This window comes from Cryobacterium sp. MDB1-18-1, assembly GCF_004402735.1.
Taxonomy (GTDB): domain Bacteria; phylum Actinomycetota; class Actinomycetes; order Actinomycetales; family Microbacteriaceae; genus Cryobacterium; species Cryobacterium glucosi.
Genome location: NZ_SOFR01000026.1, coordinates 44,403 through 67,784 on the forward strand (window position 1 = coordinate 44,403; position 23,382 = coordinate 67,784).

The following is a 23,382-nucleotide window of genomic DNA, read 5'->3' on the forward strand; positions in this document are numbered from 1 at the left end:
GAGATACTGCATGATCGGTCGCGTTGACCCGTTTATCGGCACCGAGGTTACGGACCTTCCTCCCCAGACCGGCCTCGCCGCCACCTGGTGGTGGCCGAAGCCTCAAATCGGGAACACGCACCCGGGCGCTACCTACCCGCTCGGGATGGTATCGGCCTGCGCGTATTCGGGGGCCTATCCGACAGGGTACGGCCGGTACGACCTCTCTCTCGAGGGCATCCCGCCCCTCCTGCACGAGCGTCACCTCGCTTCGGGATTCGCGCACTTCCAGCAGTCCGGTACCGGCGCCATCCGAAAGTACTACAACTACTTCCGCGTCACGCCGATGATCGAACCACTCGACGTGCTCGGTCGGACCTGGGAGCTGACCGACGAACAAGCCGAGCCGGGCTGGTATTCAGGAACCCTCGACTCCGGCATCACCGCAGAGCTCACCGTCGGGCCGAAGAGTGCGGTGCACCGGTATACCTTTCCGGCACATTCCAAGGCGCGGGTGGTCATCGACTTCTCGCACGGTGGACTGTCGATTCCGTACGGCGCCACGATCCCGGTGCGGGCCCATCTCGAGTGCCTCGAGCCCGGAGTCGCCAGCGGGGAGATCGTGGTGGAGGGCGCCCCTCTTTCGGTGTACATCGAGTGCGACAACCCCCAGTGGCGTCAGATGCTCTGGTACGACAGACGCCTGATGCCGGGTGGGACCCGGCTCGACTTCGACCACATCCGCCCGACGACCTTGCGCCCGTTCGGCCTGATGTGGGCCGGTCCGAGCGAGGAGGGCCAGACGATCGAGCTGCGGATCGGATTCTCCCTGCGGGGCGTCGACCAGGCCAAGCGCAACCTCGAGGCGGATTGCGGAACCGGACCGGCGCAGTTCACGCCCCGCCGGGAGCGGACCCAGAAGGTCTGGCGCAAAAAGCTCAAGGGCATCACGGTCAGGACACCGTCTGCCGCTCGCCAGACGGTGTTCTCGACGGCGCTCTACCACGCCCTGATCAAGCCCTGCCTGGCCCCCTCGGAGAGCCCGTTCTGGCCGACGGACGGACCGTTCGTCTTCGACATCAGCACCATGTGGGACATCTACCGCACCCAGCTTCCCCTGATCACTGCGCTGATGCCGGAACGAGCGGTCGAGCTCGCGAACGCGATGATCACCATCTCGGAGGAGGAGGGCAACTTCCCCATCGGGTACCGGATGGCCCGCGGAAGCGACCGTTTCTCACGGCAGGCGAGTGCTCTCGCCCATACCTTCCTCGCCGACCTGTGCCAGCTCGGCCTCCCCGGAATCGACTGGGACTGGGCCCTCGTGCACATGTCCGACGACCTGCGCCGCACCTACGGCGAGGAGTTCCTGGTTCACGGGGAGGCGCATCCGATCAGCCACACCCTCGACCTGGCATTCGGATACTGGTGCACCGCGAAGGTCGCCGGGCACGTCGGCGACAGGGCCCTCGTCGAGCAGTTCGTCGCCCTCGCTGAACGCTGGGTGAATGCGTACGACCCGGTCACCGGTCTCCTGAAGGACTCCACGTACTATGAGGGCACCCGGCACAACTACTCGTTCCGGCTGGTTCAGGACATGGATGCCCGCATCGCTCTGAGTGGAGGGGCCGAGCGGTTCATCGCCCAGCTCGACGAGTTCTTCGGCTACGGCGCCGAGCCGGTGAAGCAGCTCGTCCGGGGCTCCGGCCCGGAGGAAGTCATCGCCGGCTACCGACTCGGCCGATTCGAGGGGCTCAACAACGAGCCCGACATGGAAGCGCCGTGGTCGTACCATTACGTGGGCCGGCCGGACCGCACGGCCGAGATCGTGCACAACATCGTGCATCAGCAGTTCGGCACCGGCCGGGGAGGGCTGCCAGGAAACGACGACTCCGGCGGGCTCAGTTCCTGGTTCGTCTGGGCGTCACTCGGGCTGTTCCCGGTGGCCGGCCAGAACATCTTCCTCGTCAACGCACCCTCCTTCGAGAAGTCGACGTTTTCTGTCGGTAAGCACTCGTTCACCATCCGTACTCGTGGATTCATTGAACCGACACCGGGCGGACCCGTACAGTATGTGCAGGCTATGGAATTCAACGGGGAACCGCTCGGGCGCACCTGGCTCAGTGGGAATGAATTCCACGCCGGTGGCGAACTCGTCGTGGAGTTGGGGCCTGAGCCCGGCAGCTGGGGAACGACGGACTTCCCACCCTCGACGCCATCATCCTTGTCACCATCACGAGCGTCACGATCCACGGGAGAGACACCATGAATTCTGTTGAGAACCGGCTTGTCATCGTGGTCCGGGCCGATCCGGTCATCTGCGGCCACTCCGTCGAAGCGCGTAATCTCGCTGAGACCGCGCTCGAGCGTGGCTTCGACGAGGTGCGCATCGTGACGTGGCCGATCGACAAGCTCCAGGCCTCCGGACTGCCGCTCAAACCGCTCGATTCCGTGCTGCCATACAGTCCCGGGATCTTCGTCGACCGCCCCGCACCGGTCGGGGACTACAAGGTGCTCGACGGGCGCCACCTCGCCGGGGTCACCGGCCGGCTGATCGAGCTCTTCACCGATGGCGTGCCCACGGTCTGCCTCTCGCTCTACCTCACGCCGCACACGCTCGCGGTCTCCGACGCCGTGCGCGCTGCCTGGGGGACCGGGCTGCCCGTCAACGTGACCACGATCGCGGAAGCCGTGGGTTCGGACGTCACGAATGTCGTGCGCACCGCGGTCAACGAGGGACGATTCGGCGCCGCTGCGCACATCCTGTCGAGCTATCTCAGCCAGGATTACTGCGTCGCTGTGTCCGAGTACACCCGGCAGCTCATCATCACCGAGGCCGAACTCGTCGACCAGCACCACGGCACCCGCTACGCGGCCCAGTGCCGCGAACGGATCACGATCTCCTACCCGGCGATCGACGCAGACTCCTACCTGCACCTCGACGAGAGCGTGACGGACGACGTTCTCACCGCCCGCGGCCTCGAACGGGACGGGTACATCCTGTTCCTCTCCCGGCTCACCGCGGCGAAGGGCGTCGACGATCTCATCGCCGGTTACGCGATCAGCGCGGCCAGCCAGGACAAGATCCTCGTGATCGCAGGCCGCGGCCCGCAGTCCGAGGCACTCCGGGCCATCGCCGCGGCCTCGCCGCTCGCCGATCGCATCCGGTTCCTCGACGACGTCGGCGATGCGGAGAAGCCGTATCTGATGGCCGGATGCGCCGCCTTCGTGCTTCCGAGCAAGCCGCGGCCGGAGTTCGTGGAGACGTTCGGCATCGCACTGGCCGAGAAGATGCTCGCCGGCGGCGGTCCCGTGATCACCACCGTCACCGGTGGCATCGGCGAAGCCGTGGGCGACCACGCCCTGATCATCCCCGTCGAAGACCCGCAGGCGATCGCCGCAGCGATCGACCGCGCAATTCTCGAGACCACGGCGGAGGAGCGCAGGGACTGGGCTGACCGTGCGCGCGAGTACGCGATGCAGTTCGACCGGCGCAACGTCTTCGACCGGATGTTCGCCCCGCTGCGCGACATCGCCGAGGTGCCGCACCAGTAGGAGCGGATCCGGCAGTCGGACCCGCCGCGGGCGAGACGGTTGGTCTGAAACCGTGAAGTGTGAAGCGGTGAGGTCTGAAGCGGTGAGGTCTGAAGCGGTGAGGTCTGAAGCGCCGATGTCTGAACTGCCGGGTCCGAAACGTCCAGTTTCGAACACCATTAGTACGGAACAAGGAGACTCGGCGGTCGGTGCCGCTGCCGTCCCCGCTACACCGCCGATCTTCCTCGCCGACTCAGTCGTCGTCCCGGAGGATCGGGCTTTTGCTGGTAAGGACGATGGGTCTCTGTTCGGGGTCGAGTCCCGGGGGTGGTGTGAGCCAGTAGTGGCCGGTGTCGTCGCGTGTGATGCGCCAGTGTTCGTTGTGGAGTCTGAGGTGGTCGGCCCGGCAGAGCAGGATCCCGTCGGCGAGGTTGGTTGCGCCGGTGTCGTCTTTCCAGTGCTGGATGTGGTGGGTTTCGGTCCAGGAGGGTGCTCGGTCGCAGCCGGGCCACATGCAGCCGCCGTCGCGAAGGGCGAGGGCGTCGCGTTGGGCGGGGCTGAAGGTGCGTTGTTCGCGGCCGAGGTCGACGCCGCTGCCGTGGTCGTCGAAGGTGACGTCGAGGAGTCCGGTGTCGCACCGGTTCCGTTCTAGAGTCTCGGTGGAGACCGTAACCGCGGTTCCCTCGATCACGCCCGGCTGGAGCGCGGGTGCCTCGTCTCTGCGGCCTGCCTCGGCATCGGACGTGGGTCCGGTCACCGCGTCGGGAGTCGGCCAGCTCGGTTCAGTCCTGCCGGCTGCGGTCTCGATCGACGCGGTCCGGACCGGCGCGGTCCCGTGCGGTGCGACGCCGATGAGTGCGGTGCCGGTGGATGCGGTCCCCGTCGGTGTGGTGCTGGTCGGTGTGGTGCTCCTGGGGCGGATGGTGATCATGCGGACGGCGGGGCTTCGTCCTCCGGCGATGCGCTTGGGGTCGGCTTTGACGCCGAGTTTGGTCAGGGCGAGGAATGCGTCCGCGGTGAGCTGTTCGGTGGTGCGCGGGTCGTCCTGCACGCGCTTCGTCCACGCTGCCTGCTCCTTGTCCACGAAGCGGACCCCGCCCCGGCGGGGGCTGGTGATGGCGTCGTAGGTACTCATCAGGTATTCGCCGTCTTCCGGGGCGAACAACCCGACCATGCGCACCTGCCCCGTGTGGAGCCGCCAGAACCGCAGGGACCGGTCGTCGTAGACGGCTTTCTCGCGGGCGGCGATGCCGGCCTCATCGAGCACGTCCCGCACCCGGCGGGCCCGCTTGAACAACTGATCTGCGTTCAGGGTTCGTGCTTCGGTGAGGAGCCGGTCCAGGGCGGACGCGAGATTCTCCGGGGTGATAGCCCGGTCCAGATCGCCCAGGCCCTTACGGAGCGCGTCCGCCTTCTCGACGCTGAGCCAGCCCTCGGCGAGGGCGCGGCCGATCGGGGCGTGCCACGGTGGTACCGCTGCCGACGGAACCGGCTGGTCGACCGGCGGCAGATCTGGAGCGGCCCCGTCGAGGGGCGGGGTGCCGTCGAGCAGCTTCTGGGCCTCGGCGGCGTCGCGGGCGGCCTTCTCAGCGGCGTCGATCTCGGCCACCAGCCGGCCCACCCCGAGGAGCTTGACCGCATCGCCCTTGCTCGACCCGGAGATCGACTGCAGCAGGTCCTCCGGGGAGCGGAACCCCTTCCGGGCCGCAAGACCCTTCCCGCCGAGGTCGGGCCGGGACCTGCGGGCCAGGGTCGCTGCGAACCATGCTGCCTGGGTGTCGAGGGCCCGCCGGGCTTTCGCGATCAGTGCGTGTCCCTCGAGCACCGCCTCGTCACTGAGCGTGTCGACGGCGGCGGACGAACCGCCCAACCCGGTGACGACATTTGCCATCGAGCGCAACCCGCCGAGCACTCCGCCGCCGAGCACGCCGCCGCCGAGCACCGGGTCGTCATGCTCCCGGTCGCCGTGCGGCTTTTCGGGTGAGGCGGGCGACTCCGGGAGGTTGGTCATGCCCCCACGTTACGACCGACCACCGACATTCTGTGAGCATGGCTCAGGTGTGTGGAAACTTCCTCTGACCAGCACACTATTGAGGACAGGTCGTCAGTCAAACGCCGCGAGAAACCGGTTGCGGAATTCGTCCATCCGCCATACGGGCGCCGTGCGTCCCGGCAGCATTTCCGGTTGCCACTGCCACGCGGAAATCCGCCTCATGACCTCGGGATCCCGGGAGATGATGCTGATCGGCACAGTATGGTTCGCTCCTTCGCCACTGACCACGGTGGCCGGTTGGTGGTCGCCGAGAACGACGAGGACGAGGTTCGGGTCGTCGTAGGTGGTGAGGAAGGAGAAGAGCGTGCTCAGCGTGTATTCCACCGATTGGCCATAGAGCTGCTGCACCAGGTGCGGACTCTGCCAGACCTCGCTCGGAGACAGGCCCTGGTCCGGCTGGGAGTCGTAGATTGAGCCGTCCCCGACAGCGGTCCACGGCACCTCGTGGGGCAGGGGAGTCCACGGGGTGTGCGAGGACACCAGGTCGATCTCCGCCATCAGCGGACGGTGAGGTCCTGCCAGCTCGTGCTTCTGAAAGTAGGCCCAGGTGTACTGATCGGGTATCAGGGCATAGCTGAACGGAGGACCCTGATATCCGACGTTCTCAGAGGTGAGTTCGGTGTCGAAATGATAGAACGATCGGCCGATCGGCCACGGCCCGCTGTCCGATGGCACGTCGCTGATGGTTTGCCAGCCCGCCTCAGCGAAGGCCCTGCTGAGGGTGAGCCGGTTTCCAGCGGTCACCTGATCGTATTTCTGTTGTGAATCAATCCAGAGCCCGGTCTGCAGGGTGGCGTGGGCGAGCCAACTGATTCCGCCAAACGTCGGCGAAGTGAGAAAGGCGCTGCGTTCCGAATAGCCCTTGGCCGCGAGCTCCGTGTTTCCCCTGCGCAGGACGTCGTCGACGCCGACGGAGAAGAACGTGTCCTGGACGGCGACCTGGCCATAGCTTTCGATGAACGCGACGATGACGTCCTTTCCCTTCAGCCCGGTGAGGAGAGAGGATGCCGGCAATCGGGCGTATTCGTCGGTTGCGCTTGCGCGTGCGAATCTGGCCTGGTCGGCATCCGCGATCCTGACCTGCTCGGCTTTCACGACGACCGTGTGGATCGTGTCCGCAGCGGCGACGGATTCGCCGGGTACGACCTGGGCGCCGCTGAATCCGAGCGCGATCCAACTCGCTGCGATCACGAAGCCACCGATCGCTGCGGGGCGGCGTCGCCGACCCACTGCGTCCGTGATCCGAAGGAATGCACCAGCCAGAATGAGAGTGACAGCCGAAAACGATAGCGGGATCAGGATGAGCAGTGTGACCGATGCGACCGGGCCGGCAGAATCCCGGAGGACACCGTAGGCGTCCCGCACCTCCGGCCAGCCGGTCACCACATTGAACGGCTGACCGACCGTGCTTTTGAACCCCCGATCGAGAGCCGCGAGGGCGATGGTTGCGACGAAGATCATACTGGCGAGGATTGAGACGGTCCGGCGCGCGAACGGACGCCGAAGTCCCGCCAGGATCAGGACGACGACGACCGATTCCAGGGGTACGCGCACCAGGGCCAGCAGCGACCCCGTGCTGATCCATCCAGGCGCTAGGACGGCAACCACGGCCAGGACGAGGGCGGCGATCAGGCCCACCCGTCGTCGAACCATCGGCGGACGGTTGGCGCTCACCGCATTCCCACCATGAGAGGCGCCGTGATCACAGCCGGGTGGGCTTCCGCGTCGTGCTCGGTGAACCGATCTGAGAGCGCGTAACGCATCAGAACCATGTCACCGATCGGCCTGGCTTCTGCGAGGTGAGCCCGCCGGTCACTGGTCCACGGAAACACACCGTCTCCGACGAAGCGGGCACCCCCGGCCGAGCCGACGAAGAACGGCGCCACGCACAACTGAAGCTCGTCGACCAGATTCGCGGTGAGAAACTGCGTGTGGACGATCGCTCCTCCCTCGACCATGAGCCTGCCGATCCCGCGCCGGCCCAGGTCCGCGACGAGCTCGGTCATTCTCACTCCACCGTCCAGTCCGATCACAACGGCGGCGGGTCCGAGCCGTCGCCGGAGGCCGCCGGCCAGCGGCGCGGGGCAGTACACGAGCCGAGTGGTGTCCCCGGATGTGAAGAATGCCGCGTTCGGATCGAGGTCGCCCGTCGCCGTCACCGTGACCTTCCACGGTGAGCGCGGCAGGCCGGCCGCCTCTCGACGGTTCTGGCGGGCAGCGCTCCTCACCAGCAATCGCGGGTTGTCGGCTCGCACGGTTCGTGCACCGACCAGGATTGCGTCGTTCCTTGCCCGCACGGCGTCAACACGATCGAGGTCGGCTGCATTCGACAGGGTGAGCCGCGGTGGACGCGCTGTGTCGAGATACCCGTCGAGCGAGATGGCGCAGCTCAGGGTGACGAATGGCGTGAGTGTCACGATGTCTCCTCCTGGTCGAGAGCGTGGTCGAGAGCGTGTGGAACGAGAATGGACTCCGGTCGGCGCAGACGAACGGCGACAGCGGCGGCGACGAGCGCGCCCGGCGTGATCGAGAGCATCGTGAGCACGCCGAACAGGGTGGATGCCGCCACCCCCGCCGGCGCGCCCGATCCCGCAACTGCGAATGCCCAGCCGGCGATGCCCTCGCGAGGTCCCCAGCCGCCGATGTTCAGCGGGATCGAGGCGCCGAGCAGGATGACGAGAGCGAGAGTGAGCATCCGCAGCCCCGGCATCCTCGCGCCAACGGCCGTAGTTGCGAGCGTGAGAGTGGCGACATGGCAGCCGACGACGATGACCGACGCGATCGCGACCTGCAGGGAGGTGCGCAGTGATCCGAGGCCGGCCCGGAGTTCGCGCGCCTCGCTGAGCAGCACCGCACGGGCGCGTGTGCTCAGCGCTATCGTCGCGGCAAGCCCGGCGACGACAACGCCGAATCCGATCCCGAGCGCCGGCAGCAGGTAGCCCTCGAACTCGGTTCCGAAGCACGCCAGCACTATCAGCGCCAGGCCGAGCTGCACGACCTGCCCCGACAGGCGCTCGACCGCGACAGCGCGCGCGGCGGGCCTGACGCTTGTGCCGCGCGGGCCGCTGTCGACTGCCCGGCGGATGTCCCCGACGATTCCGCCCGGAAGGATCGTGTTCAAGAACTGGGACTGGTAGTACATTCCGACGGCGGTCGACAAGCGGAGCGGAACTCCCAGGCGGGTCGCGATGAGCTGCCACCGCCACGAGGCAGCCACTGTTGCAACGGCCGAAAGAAGCAGCGCCGCGCCGATCGTCGGTCCGTCCAGGCTGACGATGCCCTGCAGGAACGGGCCCGTTCCCACCTGGCCGATGACGCTGATGAGGACGCCGGCGCCGAGGACCGGACGGATGGCACGGCGGAATCCCGCCGACCGCAAGACCTGGCGAATCAGGGCTCGGCTGCGGTGGGTCATCCGCGCGGCCAGGCCAGCAGGTCGACGTGGCGGATGCGCGCTGCCAGCTCCCCGCGTCGGATCTGGGACATCCGAAGTCGCCGGAAGCGCGCGGCCTCAGCGCCCAGCCGGGGATCCTGCTCGACGGCGGCGTCCACCCATCCGCAGAACCAGTCGAGGAGCAGGCGGTGCCTGCTGTGGTCGAGCAGCCATTCCGTGGCGGTCTGGCGCACCTCCCAGCCGGCCTGTGTGAACAGTCCGCGCGCAATCGGCGCGCCATACGGACCGAGCTGCCTGCGATTGTCTGCCAGTCGAAGTTGATGTGCGTTGAAGGCTTCCTCGAATGCCGCGTCGAGGTGGTCCCGTGGGCTCAGGCGAACCCGGCCTGTCACGCTGAGGGTGAGAAGAGCGGGGCAGCTGGCGTCAACGCAGGCGTCCACGATGGTGTGGGTCTCGTGGGAGGTCAGCACATCGAGCAGGGCGGATGCCGTCACGAGGGACGCACCCTCAAGGTCGGATGCCCGCAGGTCGGCGAGGTTCCCCGGTCGGGCGAGAACGGAGATCGCTGCCGAGTTCCCGTCCCGCGGACGCATCCTGCCGATGGCCGATTCGATCAGGTCCGGATTCCAGTCGTGCAGGATCCAGGACTGCGGACCGGGGAGGAGGGGAGCGAGCCAGCGCATCATCGAACCGGTCCCGCTGCCGAGATCGTGAACGATCACCGGTCCATCCGGGATTTTGGCGGCGGCGGTGAGCGCAAGATCGCGTGAGCGCGCAGCTGCGTCCTCCGGTTCACGCAGCGCCAGCCAGTCCGGACTGACCAGGGGAATGCCGGTCATGGGGAAACCGCCGTTTCACGGAATGCCACCTCGATGAGCGTTGACGCAATGGCGGCTACCGTCGCACTCCACGGCCTGGCCCGTCTGCTGGCCGCCGTGGCGGCTGCCTTGAGCTGCGACCGCTGTGCCGGACTGGCTAACCAATGGCGCAGCGCGACCTCGAGCGCCCGCGGATCCTCCGGCGCGACGAGGATCCCCGCCGACTCGTTCGAGAGCGCTTCCGGAATGCCACCGATACGGGAGGCCAGGACGGGAATGCCGTGGGCCAGGGCCTCTGCGACGACCATTCCGAAGCTCTCGTACCGGGATGGCACGACGACAAGGTCGGTCCTGGCGTATGCGCTGTCCAACCGTGTTCCGACCAGCGCACCCGTGAACGGTGCCCTGGCGGTGAGGCGTGCCCGGTGACGGGCGCGCGTCAGCTCGTCGACAAAACCTGGTGCACCGTCGAGTGATCCGACGAAGGTGCACGTCCAGCCGTCTATGTCGGTGAGGTGCGCCAATGCCTCCAGCAACAGGTCCTGGCCTTTATGCGGGGCGACCACGCCAACGCACAGCAGCCGGCCACCGGCTGGTGAAGCAACCGTCGTGGAAGCGGGATCCGTCCCGGGGTAGGCGACCACGACGTCGCCGGGCTCTGAGCCGTGACACGTGATGATCTCAGACCGGGTCCATCCGCTCGTGGCGATGATGCGTTTCGCAGCCCGGAATGCGTCTCGTTCACGGCTGTCGGCCGTGACCATGTGCGCGAGGACGATCAACCGGAGCCGGGTGGCCTGGAGGCCCAATGCCACCGATTCGCGTGCGGCGATCAGGCCGTCGACCAGGGCGAGGGCACCGTCCGGCAGCCTCGACAGGGTCAGGCCCGTGAGCATGCCGTCATCCGGCGGGATCGGAACCATGTGCACCTCCCAGCCGCTGCGTCGGAGCCCGTCGCGAACGTGCTGGTCGTAGACGTTGCCACCGCTGACCCTGGCGGGGTCGTCGATCGCTGCGGGCACGAAGAAGGAGACCCGACGTTCGGCGGACATGCTCATGCCGTCCTCGTGTAGCTTGCCCACGCGATGTGTGACTCATGGAGCGTGACCGTGATGGAGTCCAGCTGCTGAACGGGGCCGAGTGACCCTGCCTTCACCCCTTCGGCCAGCAGATCGGCGATCGCTGTGCAGAGCACTTCGGTGGTTGTGTTCCGGCCCCGGAACCGCGGGTCTTCGTCGAGGTTGCGATACGTGAGCGCCCCCGTGATCTCCGCGAGCGCGCTCGCCAGTCTGCCGATGTCCACGACCACACCGTTGGCGTCGAGGCCGCCCGACGCGACGGTCGCGTCGACGATGAACGTGGCTCCGTGGAGTCGCTGGGCAGCGCCGAAGGCGTCGCCCGTGAGACTGTGGGCGATCATCAGATGATCGCGGACCGTGACCGTGTACGTCATTTTGGTTCTCCCCACGTGATGGTGTGACACAGGACATCCGGAGCCCCCCGGGCGAGGCTCGCCATCACCTCGGGAAGGTCGCGCCACGAGGATTCACCGGTCAGCACGGCGTCGAAGGCCGGGTCGTGCAGGAGCCGCATGGCCAGCTCCAGGCGTTCACGCCTCGACCGGTTTCCCCGGCGACTCGCCGCCACCGCTCCGACCTGGCTCGACCGGATCGTCAATCGTCGCGAGTGGAAGTCGGCGCCCAGCATGAGCGTGACCGGGCGATCGCCGTACCAGCTCGCCTCGAGGACCTCACCGTCGGTGACCACTGTTTCGAGGGCGAGCTGCAACCCGGCGGCCGAACCGCTCGTGTTGATTACGATGTCCCGGTCACCCGGCGGCCGCGCGACGTCGGCGAAGCCAACGCCCAGTCGATCCGCAACCACCTGGCGCGCTGGGTTGACGTCGATCAGAGTGACCTCGACCCCGGGGATGCCGCGGAGCAGTCGTGCGACACAACACCCGATCATGCCGGCGCCGATGACGGACACCTGGTCGCCGATAAGTGGACGAGCATCCCAGAGCACATTGATGGCTGTTTCGACCGCGCCCGTGAGCACGGCGCGACGTGCCGGTATCCCGACGGGAACCGGCACGACCGCATCGGCGGGGACGACGAACGCTGACTGGTGGGGGAACAGCGTGAACACGATCCGGCCCTCGAGGGATTCGGGTCCCTGGTCTACGACGCCGACATTCAGATAACCGTATTTGACCGGGCCCGGAAACTCGCCGTCCTGGTGGGGGGCACGCATCAAGTCGAACTCGCTCTGCGGGACGTGTCCGCTGAAGACCGAAATCTCCGTGCCTCGGCTGACCCCGGTGTAGAGGGTCCTTACGAGCACCTCTCCATCGCCGGGTTTCGGCACGGTTTCCCGGCGGAGCACCCCGACGTGGGGCGACTCCACCCAGAATGCGGATGACTCGACCACAGTCCCTCCCGTTCGTGAACGATTTATGCCGGAGCGCCGTCTTAACAGATGAGTTAACAAAGAAACGAGACAGGGATGCGCAGAGTTCAATTCGCGCCGATTTCCTCAGCAATCGCGGGGACGGCAGCCGCGACGGTCCTCGGCCTTGCCGCTGGGTCCTGGGACCGGTCGTGGGCGCCCGCTGTCGGCTGGCTGGTGGCCCTCAGCTACCTGGTCGTGTCGAATGCCCTGCTCGTGCGCGGGCTACGGAGCAGAAACTCGACACGATTTGGACCAGCAAACCGTGTCACGGCCGTGCGGTCGACGCTCGTCGGGATGATCAGCGGGATCGTCGTTGCATCGTTCGTCGCGCCGGTTCCCACCACCCTGATGATGGCCCTCGTCGTGCCTGCCCTCGTCCTGGACGCCGTCGACGGCTGGGTCGCGCGGCACACGAACTCCACGAGCGAGCTGGGCGCGCGGTTCGACATGGAAGTCGATGCGTTCCTGTTGCTCGTGCTGAGCGTTTATGTGTCGAAGAACCTGGGGACCTGGGTCCTCGCGATCGGCACCATGCGGTACCTCTTCGTCATCGCCGGGTGGACCTTTCCCTGGCTCCGCCGGCAGCTGCCATCCCGGTATTGGCGGAAGGTCGTCACGGCCGTGCAGGGCATCGCCCTGGCGACGGCCGCGACACGGCTTCTCCCCGGTCTTGATGCCCTGCTCGTCGCGCTGGCGCTCGTCCTGCTCCTCGAATCCTTTGGCCGCGACGTGCTCTGGCTCGCTGCACGACGGTCAGAGCCGGTCAGGTTCCGTTGATCCCGATCAGGAATGGCGAGCGGCGGAGGCGAACATTCACACGGAGGGGAATGCCGGGCACTTCGAAGCACGGTCCCGCTGCACCCATCCCGCGTGATCGCTCTGGTAACTGCGCTCAAACCACGGCTATCTTGTTACCCGTCCGGTTGATACCGCTACGCGAGCCAGGGGAGGAACTTCATGGCTAGGAATCTGGTCATCTGTCTTGATGGCACGGGCGCCCAGCCGCGAGCACGGGGTGACTCGAACGTCATCAAGGTGTTCGGGATGCTCGACCTCACCGACCCGACGAAACAGATCGCCTACTACGACCCGGGGGTGGGCACATTCTCGTCGTCGGCCTCGTGGGGTCCGCTCGCGCGTTGGCTCTCGCGCGTCGGCGGGCTTGCGTTCGGCAATGGGCTTCGCCAGAACCTGGGCGAGGCATACACATGGTTGATGCGGGAGTGGAATCCGGGTGACCGCATCTTCGTGTTCGGATTCAGCCGCGGCGCATACACCGCCCGCGCTCTATCAGGCATGCTGCGCACGATCGGCCTTCTTCATGCCGGCTCGGAGAACCTCGTGCCCTATGCAGTTTCCGAGTTCACCAAGCGCAGCAAGGATGACCGTCCCCAGGGACAGGACGGCGTCACCACCCCGAGCGGGAAGACCCCCACCAGCGCCGCACCTCGCACCCCGCAGACTGTCGCGTCGAGGGCATTCTGGGCAGGAATCGACGAGTTCTCCGAGAACTTCGCCCGCAAAGTCAACGGGCGGAGTACCGTGCGCGTCGCGTACCTCGGCGCATTCGACACGGTGAAGGCGGCTGGATTCCTCAAATGGGATATCAAATGGCCCTATACGCGCAAGCTGGACAATGATGTGCGCGTGCGTCATGCCGTGTCGATCGATGAGAAGCGCCGACCCTTCCGCGAATACCTCGTCACGCCGTCCCCTCAGTCCCAGCTTGAGGAGGTCTGGTTCGCGGGTGTGCACACGGATGTCGGGGGCACTTTCGAGGACGACCCGCGCCTCTCGAACGTCACCCTCAAGTGGATCGTCGAGGGCGCCCTTGAGGAGGGAATGCTCGTTGAACCTGGTCCGTACGCGAAAGCGTGCACCGTCACTGAGCTGAGCGCCGACGGAACCGTGCACGCGAATAGCTGGATGTGGAAGATCTTTATCGACCGAACACGCCCGATCCCGGCGAACGCGTTCATCCACTCCAGCGTCAGGCCCCGTATGGAGGCCCCGGGCCTCTATGAAACGCGGATCCCATCGGGCGTGCAGTGGGCTGACCCGAATTGGATCGACCTCGCGCCCGTCCCGGTCCGAGCCGCCAATCCGATCGAGTCCGCTCCGGCGCCTACGGAGCATCCCGCGCCAGCGGCCGTAGCGACCCGACCTACTACACCGTGAAGGTCACCTGACTCCACAGCAGTCCCGGGTCCACCACTACAGCCGGTGGCGCGGCGACTGGCGCATCCGCTCGAACCACATGCGTGTTGAGTTGAGCCAGGGCCGTGAGAAGTTCTGCCTTGGGAATGGTGTTCTCCCACTGTTTGACCAGTCCCCAGGGCAGCATCGCATAGGCCCCCTGCCCGAGCACGGACTCAACGAACGGCTTCGGAGTCGCGTTGTGCGATCCATGGTGCCCGATCTTGTAGAACGCGACACTGCTGACCAGAGCCTTCGACACGGGGTCGTCGAGCACGTGCTCCCAGGCGCCTTCCTGCGAGTCGCCCACGAACAGCAACCGCGTCCCGGACACGTCGAGCACGAAGTACACGCTCGTGTTGTTGACGGAGCGTTCGAGAACGGCCGCTGCGTCGAGCAGCGCGTCGTCGTCGGTGCCGAGCTGGGTCAGGCGCAGGGAGGCGCGCGCGTCCCTCAGCTCCGAAGGGATCGACTGGACGTCCTCGTCCGCCACTACATAGATCGGATCGAAGATGGTCGGTGTTTCGTCGTCGTCGTCGGGGTGCTGGTCGGGATCGAGTTGCAGCCACTGTGCTGACACCGGCGGGTCCATCAACGCGAGCTGCTTCGGATCGCGCGACGGGCCGAGCAGGTGGATGCTCACCCCCTCGATGGGCACGGCGATCACGTTCTTCGCGGGGTCCCGGTTGGGAACGAACATGACCGGCGGCGTGTTCTTGAACTGGGTGCCGTTGCGGCTGAGCAGCCGGTCGGTTGCTTTCGCGTTGCCCATCGAGTTGGCTGCCAGGGCGCTGGCCAATGCCAGCGGAGCCGGCAGATCCCCTGAGTTCGTCTGGGCCTTCGCCTCGATGAAACCGTGGATCTGGGTCGCTGTGGACACGAGTGAATTGCGCAGCGCCTGGGCAGCCGGATCGCTCGTGTCCTCCACGAACGGGACCAGCACCTGGCCGACATCGACGCTGGTCCACTCGTCGACCGCGAAGCCGCTGATGTGGTCCTGGTGGTGGTGGGTGGCGACGACAACGTCGAGGTGCGGGGGAGAGCCGGCAGCGGCAACCGCTGTGAGGTCCGCGATGACCGTGTGGACCACATCGGAAATGTCCCGGGTGACACCGTTGATCGTCGCGCGGCCCTGACTGTGCACACCGCAATCGACGAGCATCCGCCACACCTGTAGACCTCGTGTGATCGTGACCAGGAAGCAGTCACCAAAGCCAACGTTGTACATCCGCACGGCAACGGTCGTCTGGTCAGGCATGGGGCACGACTTTCGGCATCGGGACCTCCTCTGCGGCGTGGAGAGACGCGAACGTCATGCGAAGCAGCGAGGGCTGGTCGGTCCAGGCCGCGAGCGCATCCGCCGACGTCACGTGGTCGCTCCACGCCTGCAGCGCTTTCGCCCGCTTCGCACCGATCGCAGCACTCGATTCCGCGAACGCTCGCACCGCGTCCGGTTTCCCGGTGAATGTCTCCGGCTTCGTCAACGCATCGGGGTTCGACAAGGGAAGTGGCTTGGCCACCACGTGCACGACTTGCCCGTCGACGCGGGCGATGACCGTCGTTCCCGCTCGGATCGCCATGCGTTTACCCGCGGGCAGGGACTGGTCTTCGAGCTCCTGATGGCGTTGCGCGAACTGCGCCACCACGATCGGCCGGGGCTGCAGGTCGGATGCTTGCACGAACACCGCGTGCACGCCCACCAATTCCAGAGGGAGGTCCGGATCCAGGCCGAGTTCGTACGCGTGATACCTGCCCCACTCGATGAGCGCCACGACCGTCGCGGAATTCGCTGTCGTCGCCGACGCCGGTTTCAGGGCTCCCGACTGTGCCGCCGGAACCGCCGGAACCGCCGGCACCGCGGGTCGCGCACGAGTGGATACCCGTGGCCGTGCATCCGACTTGTCCGGCCCCTCGATCTCCGGGTCCGCGTCCGCTCCGGTGATGGTCGTCGACGCCTCGCCGCCCAAGTCGAGGTTCTGCGTCGCCTCCAGGATGAGGGGCGCCAAGTCGACACTGTGTGCCCCGCGGGTCAGGCTGAGTGCCGGATCCGCCGGCCCCGGCCAGGTCAATGCTTCTTCTGTCAGCGAGGACACCGACGGCGGATAGATCCCGCGCCGCCGCAGAGCTTCCACGAGGTTCGTCCTCAAACGCATCGCATCATCCGGGTAGAGCGCCCGGTCGGCCGTCACGATACCGCGGACCACGTCCCCGAACGTCACGTCGACCACCGGCAGGTATTGGAAAGCCCGCACGACCATCCCGAGGATACGGTCTGCGTTCCGGATCGCCTCGACCGTCACCCGTTTCACCAGGTCGGTTGGCAAGGCCCCTGGTGGGAGGACTCCGGTTCCGCCGGTTGCCAGCCGGCGCAGATCGTTGATCTGTTTCAAATAGGTGTCGAGGTAGGCGTCGAAGACCGCCGCCACGAAGCACGCCCCCCGCGCGTGCGGCTCGGTCGCCGCCAGGAACGCGTCCGGCGTGCGCGGCGACCCGATGGCCGACCGCAGCGCCGCACCGCGGCCTGTCGACTCCCCGAATTCGAGCGCCAGGTCGAGCAATGCCGACCCTTCCCGAAGGTCTGTGCTCGAGTTGGCCACCGCCTCAGCCACCACGTCCGGGAAGAGAAAGTGGTGAAACAGCGCCACCAGGTCGGCGAATGCCTCGTGCCACGCGAACACATCCGGATTCGATGCCTCCGAGAAGTACTTGCGGATGCGATGGACGATCGCATGCGTCACTTCGTGCGCCACAACATCGACGCTCAAGCACGTGAACATCACCTGGCCGGGCAGATTCGATCCCGGATCGCGTTCGTCGGCCTTGTAGTAGCCGAAGAGCACCGCACGCCGCGTTGGATCAAAGAACGCATTGCGGCCTTCAAACGCGTGCGGCACGATCCGCAACTCCCGCCCGCCCCGCCAGCGGAAACGCTGCCCACCGAAACGTTCGAACCGTTCGATCACGCTCATCGCGACGGCGTAGACAACCTGCTGGTGGGTGCGCGGATCGCTTTCGGACGGACGAAGCCCGCCCTGGGCCAGGATCGCCGGATCATTCAGATCGACCGGCCGATACCAGACATCGCGAGCCGCGTCGTAGTCGACGACCTGCACCAGCCGGCCCGATGGTCCCGGCTCCAAATCGCGCTCGAACGGAACATCGACCGTCAAAAATCGGCCGCTCAGTCGAGTTGACATCGGATCGAACGCGTAGACCGGCAACGGCCGCCGAGCGGGCAGCCGCACCGGCGGATCGTTACGCGGTCCCAGGCGCGCTGGCGGCTGGTCTCCTGGTGTGGCGACCCCCATCGGTGCCTTCTTCCTCCGCGACAATGTCAAACGGTGAGTGTTCGCGCTCGAGGTGTTGGCTCGATCATCCCCCGTGCGGTTCGGATTGGGAACCCCGGACGAGGCCGACCATGGGAGGAGTTTTTCTAGCGCCAGGTGGTTGGCCCCGCGGAGCCGGCTCGATAGTTGTCGAGAGGTACGGAGCTTTTGCGCCAGGCGGAGAGGATCGGAGTGACAATGCGCCAGCACTCTTCCACCGCGTCTGCACGCACCGAAAGGGTGGGGTCGTCGGAGAGGATTCCGTGCAGTACTTCGCCGTACGGGCCTAGTTCTCCCTGGGCGAATTGCACCTGAAGATTGACCCGGTCGAGAGCGAAAGGATCATCTTCGCCGTTGATGTTGATGTTGAGGTCGAGATCGATACTGTCCGGGGTGAGCGAGATAGTGAGCCGCGCGGGACCGGGGTTGCCGGTGAAGCCGTAGGGCCGGTGCGGTACGTCCTTGAAAGTTACGACGATCTGTTGGCGGCGGTCGGCCATGGCTTTTCCCGACCGAAGTCGGAATGGAACGCCGGCCCAACGCCAGTTCTCGATCCCGACGGTCACCTCCGCGAGTGTTTCTGTGTCGAGTTCGGGAGTCACGCCGGTCTCTTTCACGTAAGCGGGAAGTCTTCGCCCGTCAATTGTGCCGGCGGTGTATCGGGCACGGCGGCTGCTGGCTACCGGGTCGCCCTTCCACGCGCGGGTGGCGCGGAGTACCTGGGCCATTGATCCGCGCAGATCGTCGGCGTCCAGACTCGACGGGGGCTCCATCGCAGTGAGCGCCATCACGAGAAGCAGGTGGCTCTGGATCATGTCAACGAGGGCGCCCGCCTTGTCGTAATACCCGGCGCGACCCTCGAGGCCAAGGGTCTCGTCGAAGACGATATCCACTCGCTCGATGTGCTCTGCGCTCCAGACCTGCTCGAACAAGCGGTTGGTGAAACGGAGGCCGAGCAGGTTGAGCACCGTGGACTTTCCCAGAAAGTGGTCCACCCGGTGGATGTGGTTCTCTGGCAGAAGCCTCACGAGCTGCCTATTGAGCGCCTGGGCGCTGCGCAAGTCGGTGCCGAACGGTTTCTCCATCCCGAGAACGGTGTTCTTAGGCAGCCTGACCTTCCCCAGTGCAGCGATCGAGAGAATCGTCACGTTCGGCGGCAGAGCGAAGTAGAGCGCCGGTGTGCCCGTTGCGGCAGCAAGCACGCGAGCGAGGTCAGCTGGTTTCGTCACGTCGGCCTGGAGGTATATCGAGTTGTTCGCCACCCTGGCAGACCGGGCGCTCTCGGATCCCCCTGCGGCGAAGGACTCGACGACACGGGAACGCCACTGCGCACTCGTCATGGGATCGGATCCCACACCGATCAGGCGAAGATCGTAGCCCCGGGAGCTACTGAGCAACTGGCCCAGGCCCGGAAGAAGCAACCTCTTTGAGAGATCCCCGCCCGCTCCGAATATGACGAGAGTTCCGATGCGGTCAGCCATGCGCACACGATACCTCGGCAAGACTGGCGAAACGGGACTAGTCGCCACCTGGCTGATGCAGAAGACCTCTTGGACGACGACGACCTGGACGCCGTCGCAGACCGCCTCGATCACACAATCGGAGCTTCACGTGTGGGCCACCGGCGTCTGATTCGCCCGAGTTCCGCATCATGACTGACCTGTGTTGGTACCGGTGGTGGGACTCGAACCCACACGTCCTCTCGAACAAAGCATTTTGAGTGCTCCGCGTCTGCCATTCCGCCACACCGGCTCACAACACCTGGTTCAGAATACCGTAGGCTTTGACCCGTGACCGACCAAGATTCAACCCCAGTACCTCCTCGCCGTGTTGTCGTGGCCGAGGATGAGTCCCTCATTCGTCTCGACATCGTCGAAATCCTTCGTGACGCCGGATTCGAGGTCGTCGGCGAGGCCGGCGACGGCGAAACCGCTGTGGCCCTGGCGACCGAGCTGCGACCCGACCTGGTGATCATGGACGTCAAGATGCCGCACCTCGACGGCATCTCGGCCGCGGAGCGGATCACCAAGGCGCACATCGCCCCGGTTGTGCTCCTCACCGCGTTCAGCCAGAAGGAACTGGTCGAGCGGGCGACGGAAGCCGGCGCACTCGCATACGTCGTCAAGCCGTTCACCCCGAACGACCTGCTGCCCGCGATCGAGATCGCGTTGTCCCGCTACAGCCAGATCATCACCCTCGAAGCCGAGGTCGCCGACCTCGTCGAGCGCTTCGAGACCCGCAAGCTCGTCGACCGGGCCAAGGGCCTGCTCAACGAGAAGATGGGCCTCACCGAACCGGAGTCGTTCCGCTGGATCCAGAAGGCGTCGATGGACCGCCGCCTCACCATGCACGATGTCGCCCAGGCGATCATCGAGCAGCTCTCCGCAAAGAAGTAGCACCACTGCACAGACGAAAGGCGGGTCCGGTCAATGGCGACCGGGCCCGCCTTTGTCGTGTGTGCACGGCGGGCGTGACAGATCAGGCGATGCCGGGGCGGTCGGTGATCAGGTTCGTGATCCGGATCGTCGAGCAGCGCCTGCCTTGATCGTCGTCGATCTCGATCGAGTGGGTCGTCAGGGTGCGCCCGAGGTGGATCGGCGTGCAGACGCCGGTGACCCAGCCGCTCGTCGCCGAGCGGGTGTGCGTCGCGTTGATCTCGATGCCGACGGCGAGCTTGCCCGGTCCCGCGTGCAGGTTCGCGGACATCGATCCGAGGCTCTCGCCGAGCACCACGAAGGCGCCCCCGTGCAGGAGCATGGCCGGCTGGGTATTGCCGAACACCGGCATCCGTGCCACCGCCCGCTCGAGGCTGAACTCGAGGAATTCGATGCCCATCTTGTCGGCGAGGGCCCCGCCGCCGCGCTGCTGCACCCAGCTGAGGGCGTCTTCGGTCTTCTGGGTCATGGTCACCTTGGATAGGGCCCTGCGCCGTCGGACGACGCTTGTAGGCTGTCTGTGTGTCGGATTCCGAAAAGCCTACCCTGATGATCATCGACGGCCATTCACTGGCCTACCGGGCGTTCCATGCGCTCCCGGTCGACAGTTTCCAGACCCGGGACGGCCAGCACACCAACGGCATCCACGGGTTCATCTCGATGCTGCTGAGCCTGCTGCGCACCGAGAACCCCTCGCACATCGCCGTCGCTTTCGATATCTCGCGCGCCTCTTTCCGCACCCGCGAATACCCCGAATACAAGGGAACCCGGGCGAGTACCCCTCCGGAATTCAAAGGTCAGGTGCCGCTCCTGCAGGAGGCCCTCGCGGCCATGAACATCACGACCATCACGAAGGAAGACTTCGAGGCGGACGACATCCTCGCGACCCTGTCCGTCCGCGGAACCGCGGAGGGGTACCACGTCTTCGTCGTCTCCGGCGACCGGGATTCGATCCAGCTCGTCAACGACAACGTGACCCTGCTCTACCCGGCGAGCCAGGGCGTCTCGGCGCTCACCCGGTACGACCCGGCACGTGTGCGCGAGAAATACGGCATCGATCCGGCCCAGTATCCCGATGTCGCGGCCCTCGTCGGCGAGACGAGCGACAACCTGATCGGCATCAGCAAGGTCGGCGAGAAGACCGCCGTCAAGTGGCTCGGCCTCTACGGCAGCCTTGCCGGCATCCTCGAACACGCGGACGAGATCAAGGGTGTCGTCGGAAACAACCTGCGCGAGCAGAAGGAGAACGCGATCCGCAATCGCCGCCTCAACCGGCTCGTGACCGACCTCGACCTCCCCGTCGAACTGCCAGACCTCGTCCGCGCCCCGATCAACGAAGCCGCCGTGCGCGAGGTCTTCGGTCGCCTCGAGTTCAAGAACCTGCTCGAACGCGTGATCAAGCTCGAGGGCGGCGCGGACGAGTCTGGCGCGACCGTCGTGCCGGTCGAGCGTGACGATGCGCCCTCCGCGCCGGTCGCCAAGGACCTTCTCGACGAGGAGCTGGATGCCTGGCTCACCCGGGTCGTAGCGGCCAACCCGGGCGGACTCGGCCTCCAGGTCGAGGTGCAGGACGGCAAGGCGATCGGTTTCGGTGTGTCCGGGCTCGAGGAGTCCGTGAACCTTCCGTGGCAGCCGGGACGCACGGACTACCTGCCCTTCGAGGACTGGCTCGCGAGCGACGCGCTCAAGATCATGCACGACGCCAAGCACCAGCTCAAGGCCCTGCGCCGCAGTGGCCTCGGCTTCGGTGGGCTCGTCACCGACACCCTCGTAGCCGCCTGGCTGCTGCGCCCGGGCGGGCCGGACAAGACCCTCGCCGACCTCGTCACCCGCTACCTCGACGAGACGCTTCCTGTCGCAGACCCCAACCAGCTGGTGCCGGACGAGTCGGAGTCTGGCGGCGTGCCCACCGAGGCCTGGTACGCCTACCGGCTCTCGGCCGCGCTCGGGGCCTTGCTCGATCCGGGTTCCCAGTCTGTGCTCACCGACATCGAAATGCCGACCCTGCTGACCCTCGTCGACATGGAACTCACCGGCGTCGCCGTGTCACACGAGGAGCTGTCCGTCCTGTCGGCCCAGCTCGGCGAGCGGGCGGCGGAGTACGCGGCGGGCGCGTTCGCCGAGATCGGCCGCGAGGTCAACCTCGGCTCGCCCAAGCAACTCCAGGAGGTCCTGTTCGAGCAACTGGGCATGCCGAAGACCCGCGCGAACAAGACCGGATACACGACGGATGCCGGCGCCCTCGCCGATCTCCAGGCGAGCAACCCGCATCCCTTCCTCGGTCTCCTCCTGCAGCACAGGGACGCGACCAAGCTCCGCCAGATCGTCGAGACCCTTGACAAGGCGATCGACGCGACCGGGCGCATCCACACCAATTACGTGCAGATCGGCACTGCCACAGGCCGGATCTCCTCGGCCGATCCGAACCTTCAGAACATCCCCGTGCGCACAGAGGAAGGCCGGCGGATCCGGGCAGCCTTCCACTCCGGCCCGGACGCCGAGTGCCTGCTGACGGCCGACTACTCCCAGATCGAGATGCGCATCATGGCGCACCTCTCCGAAGACGCCGGGCTGATCGAGGCCTTCAACGCCGGAGAAGACCTGCACCGCTTCGTCGGCGCATCCGTCTTCGGGGTCACGCCGGAGGAGGTCACGAACGAGATGCGCAGCAAGGTCAAGGCCATGTCCTACGGACTCGCGTACGGGCTGAGTGCCTTCGGCCTCTCCAAGCAGCTCCGGATCGACCAGAAGGAAGCACGCCAGCTCATCACGGACTACTTCGCCCGGTTCGGCGCCGTGCGCGACTACCTGCGGCACGTCGTCGAACAGGCCAAGGTCGACGGGTACACGGCGACGATCTTCGGGCGCCGCCGCCCGTTCCCCGAACTGCACAGTTCCAACCGCGTGCTCAGGGAGAACGCGGAGCGGGCTGCGCTCAACGCCCCGATCCAGGGCTCGGCCGCCGACATCATGAAGATCGCAATGAACAACATCGCGGAGGACATGCTCGAGGAAGGCCTCGAGTCCCGGATGATGCTCCAGGTGCACGACGAATTGATCTTCGAGGTCGCGCCCGGCGAGTGGGACGCTCTCCGCACCGTCGTCACGCACCGGATGGAGACCGCCGCTGCGCTGCTCGTGCCCCTGGACGTGCAGGTCGGCAGGGGTGCGAACTGGGACGCCGCGGCGCACTGAG

18 protein-coding genes and 1 tRNA gene are annotated in these 23,382 nt (G+C 66.3%); 6 read left to right on the plus strand and 13 right to left on the minus strand.

Translation table 11 applies throughout. The features are described from left to right. Positions 1-10 precede the first annotated feature (10 nt). Both E3O50_RS06635 and E3O50_RS06640 read left to right on the plus strand, forming a co-directional pair. Complete coding sequence (locus tag E3O50_RS06635) at positions 11-2,248, plus strand: glycoside hydrolase domain-containing protein (protein WP_134560099.1); 2,238 nt, start codon at positions 11-13, stop codon at positions 2,246-2,248. Then, entirely contained in the window at positions 2,245-3,534 is a 1,290-nt protein-coding gene (locus E3O50_RS06640; RefSeq protein ID WP_134560101.1) for a glycosyltransferase, read from the plus strand. The genes E3O50_RS06635 and E3O50_RS06640 overlap by 4 nt, the downstream gene beginning before the upstream one ends. A gap of 232 nt (positions 3,535-3,766) precedes the next feature. Here E3O50_RS06640 and E3O50_RS06645 read toward each other — a convergent pair whose 3' ends face one another. The 8 genes from E3O50_RS06645 to E3O50_RS06680 form a co-directional block, all read right to left on the minus strand. Next, positions 3,767-5,524, minus strand: a complete 1,758-nt coding sequence (locus tag E3O50_RS06645; RefSeq protein ID WP_134560103.1) for an HNH endonuclease signature motif containing protein — start codon at positions 5,522-5,524, stop codon at positions 3,767-3,769. 93 nt (positions 5,525-5,617) lie between these two features. Continuing rightward, entirely contained in the window at positions 5,618-7,219 is a 1,602-nt protein-coding gene (locus tag E3O50_RS06650; RefSeq protein WP_134560104.1) for a hypothetical protein, read from the minus strand. 17 nt (positions 7,220-7,236) lie between these two features. Continuing rightward, entirely contained in the window at positions 7,237-7,983 is a 747-nt protein-coding gene (locus E3O50_RS06655) for a dihydrofolate reductase family protein (RefSeq protein ID WP_134448714.1), read from the minus strand. Beyond that, complete coding sequence (locus E3O50_RS06660; protein ID WP_134560106.1) at positions 7,980-8,981, minus strand: lysylphosphatidylglycerol synthase transmembrane domain-containing protein; 1,002 nt, start codon at positions 8,979-8,981, stop codon at positions 7,980-7,982. The genes E3O50_RS06655 and E3O50_RS06660 overlap by 4 nt, the downstream gene beginning before the upstream one ends. After that, positions 8,978-9,799, minus strand: a complete 822-nt coding sequence (locus tag E3O50_RS06665; RefSeq protein ID WP_134560108.1) for an SAM-dependent methyltransferase — start codon at positions 9,797-9,799, stop codon at positions 8,978-8,980. Before E3O50_RS06665 ends, E3O50_RS06660 begins: the two co-directional genes overlap by 4 nt. Beyond that, positions 9,796-10,830 (minus strand): glycosyltransferase family 4 protein, encoded by a 1,035-nt coding sequence (locus E3O50_RS06670; protein ID WP_166790689.1) that lies wholly within the window; start codon positions 10,828-10,830, stop codon positions 9,796-9,798. Before E3O50_RS06670 ends, E3O50_RS06665 begins: the two co-directional genes overlap by 4 nt. 2 nt (positions 10,831-10,832) lie before the next feature. Then, positions 10,833-11,231, minus strand: coding sequence for a 6-carboxytetrahydropterin synthase (locus tag E3O50_RS06675; protein WP_134448710.1), 399 nt, complete (start codon positions 11,229-11,231; stop codon positions 10,833-10,835). Then, the gene (locus E3O50_RS06680; protein WP_134560112.1) at positions 11,228-12,208 is read right to left on the minus strand and encodes a zinc-binding alcohol dehydrogenase; all 981 of its coding nucleotides are present in this window, start codon (positions 12,206-12,208) and stop codon (positions 11,228-11,230) included. The genes E3O50_RS06675 and E3O50_RS06680 overlap by 4 nt, the downstream gene beginning before the upstream one ends. Positions 12,209-12,283: 75 nt before the next feature. Between E3O50_RS06680 and E3O50_RS06685 the strand changes: the two genes are divergently transcribed. Then, entirely contained in the window at positions 12,284-13,006 is a 723-nt protein-coding gene (locus E3O50_RS06685; protein ID WP_134560114.1) for a CDP-alcohol phosphatidyltransferase family protein, read from the plus strand. A 180-nt stretch (positions 13,007-13,186) separates the two neighbouring features. Next, positions 13,187-14,407, plus strand: coding sequence for a DUF2235 domain-containing protein (locus E3O50_RS06690; RefSeq protein WP_134448707.1), 1,221 nt, complete (start codon positions 13,187-13,189; stop codon positions 14,405-14,407). Here the strand turns inward: E3O50_RS06690 and E3O50_RS06695 are convergent. The 4 genes from E3O50_RS06695 to E3O50_RS06710 all read right to left on the minus strand — a co-directional run bounded on the left by E3O50_RS06695 (position 14,397) and on the right by E3O50_RS06710 (position 19,503). Continuing rightward, positions 14,397-15,683 (minus strand): hypothetical protein, encoded by a 1,287-nt coding sequence (locus E3O50_RS06695; protein ID WP_134560116.1) that lies wholly within the window; start codon positions 15,681-15,683, stop codon positions 14,397-14,399. The two genes, E3O50_RS06690 and E3O50_RS06695, sit on opposite strands and share 11 nt — an antisense overlap. Further along, the gene (locus E3O50_RS06700; RefSeq protein WP_134560118.1) at positions 15,676-17,733 is read right to left on the minus strand and encodes a hypothetical protein; all 2,058 of its coding nucleotides are present in this window, start codon (positions 17,731-17,733) and stop codon (positions 15,676-15,678) included. Before E3O50_RS06700 ends, E3O50_RS06695 begins: the two co-directional genes overlap by 8 nt. 125 nt (positions 17,734-17,858) lie before the next feature. After that, a complete protein-coding gene (locus tag E3O50_RS06705; protein ID WP_134560177.1) occupies positions 17,859-19,232 on the minus strand; it encodes a glucose-6-phosphate dehydrogenase in 1,374 nt (457 codons plus the stop codon). Between the two features lie 185 nt (positions 19,233-19,417). After that, positions 19,418-19,503 (minus strand) — tRNA-Leu (locus tag E3O50_RS06710). Positions 19,504-19,541: 38 nt separating this feature from the next. Between E3O50_RS06710 and E3O50_RS06715 the strand changes: the two genes are divergently transcribed. Then, on the plus strand, positions 19,542-20,147 hold the full coding sequence (locus tag E3O50_RS06715; protein WP_134366651.1) for a response regulator: 606 nt from the start codon (positions 19,542-19,544) through the stop codon (positions 20,145-20,147). An 82-nt stretch (positions 20,148-20,229) separates the two neighbouring features. Here E3O50_RS06715 and E3O50_RS06720 read toward each other — a convergent pair whose 3' ends face one another. Beyond that, positions 20,230-20,655 (minus strand): hotdog fold thioesterase, encoded by a 426-nt coding sequence (locus E3O50_RS06720; RefSeq protein ID WP_134448704.1) that lies wholly within the window; start codon positions 20,653-20,655, stop codon positions 20,230-20,232. 53 nt (positions 20,656-20,708) lie between these two features. Between E3O50_RS06720 and polA the strand changes: the two genes are divergently transcribed. Then, on the plus strand, positions 20,709-23,381 hold the full coding sequence (gene polA, locus E3O50_RS06725; protein ID WP_134560120.1) for a DNA polymerase I: 2,673 nt from the start codon (positions 20,709-20,711) through the stop codon (positions 23,379-23,381). Position 23,382: the final 1 nt, after the last annotated feature.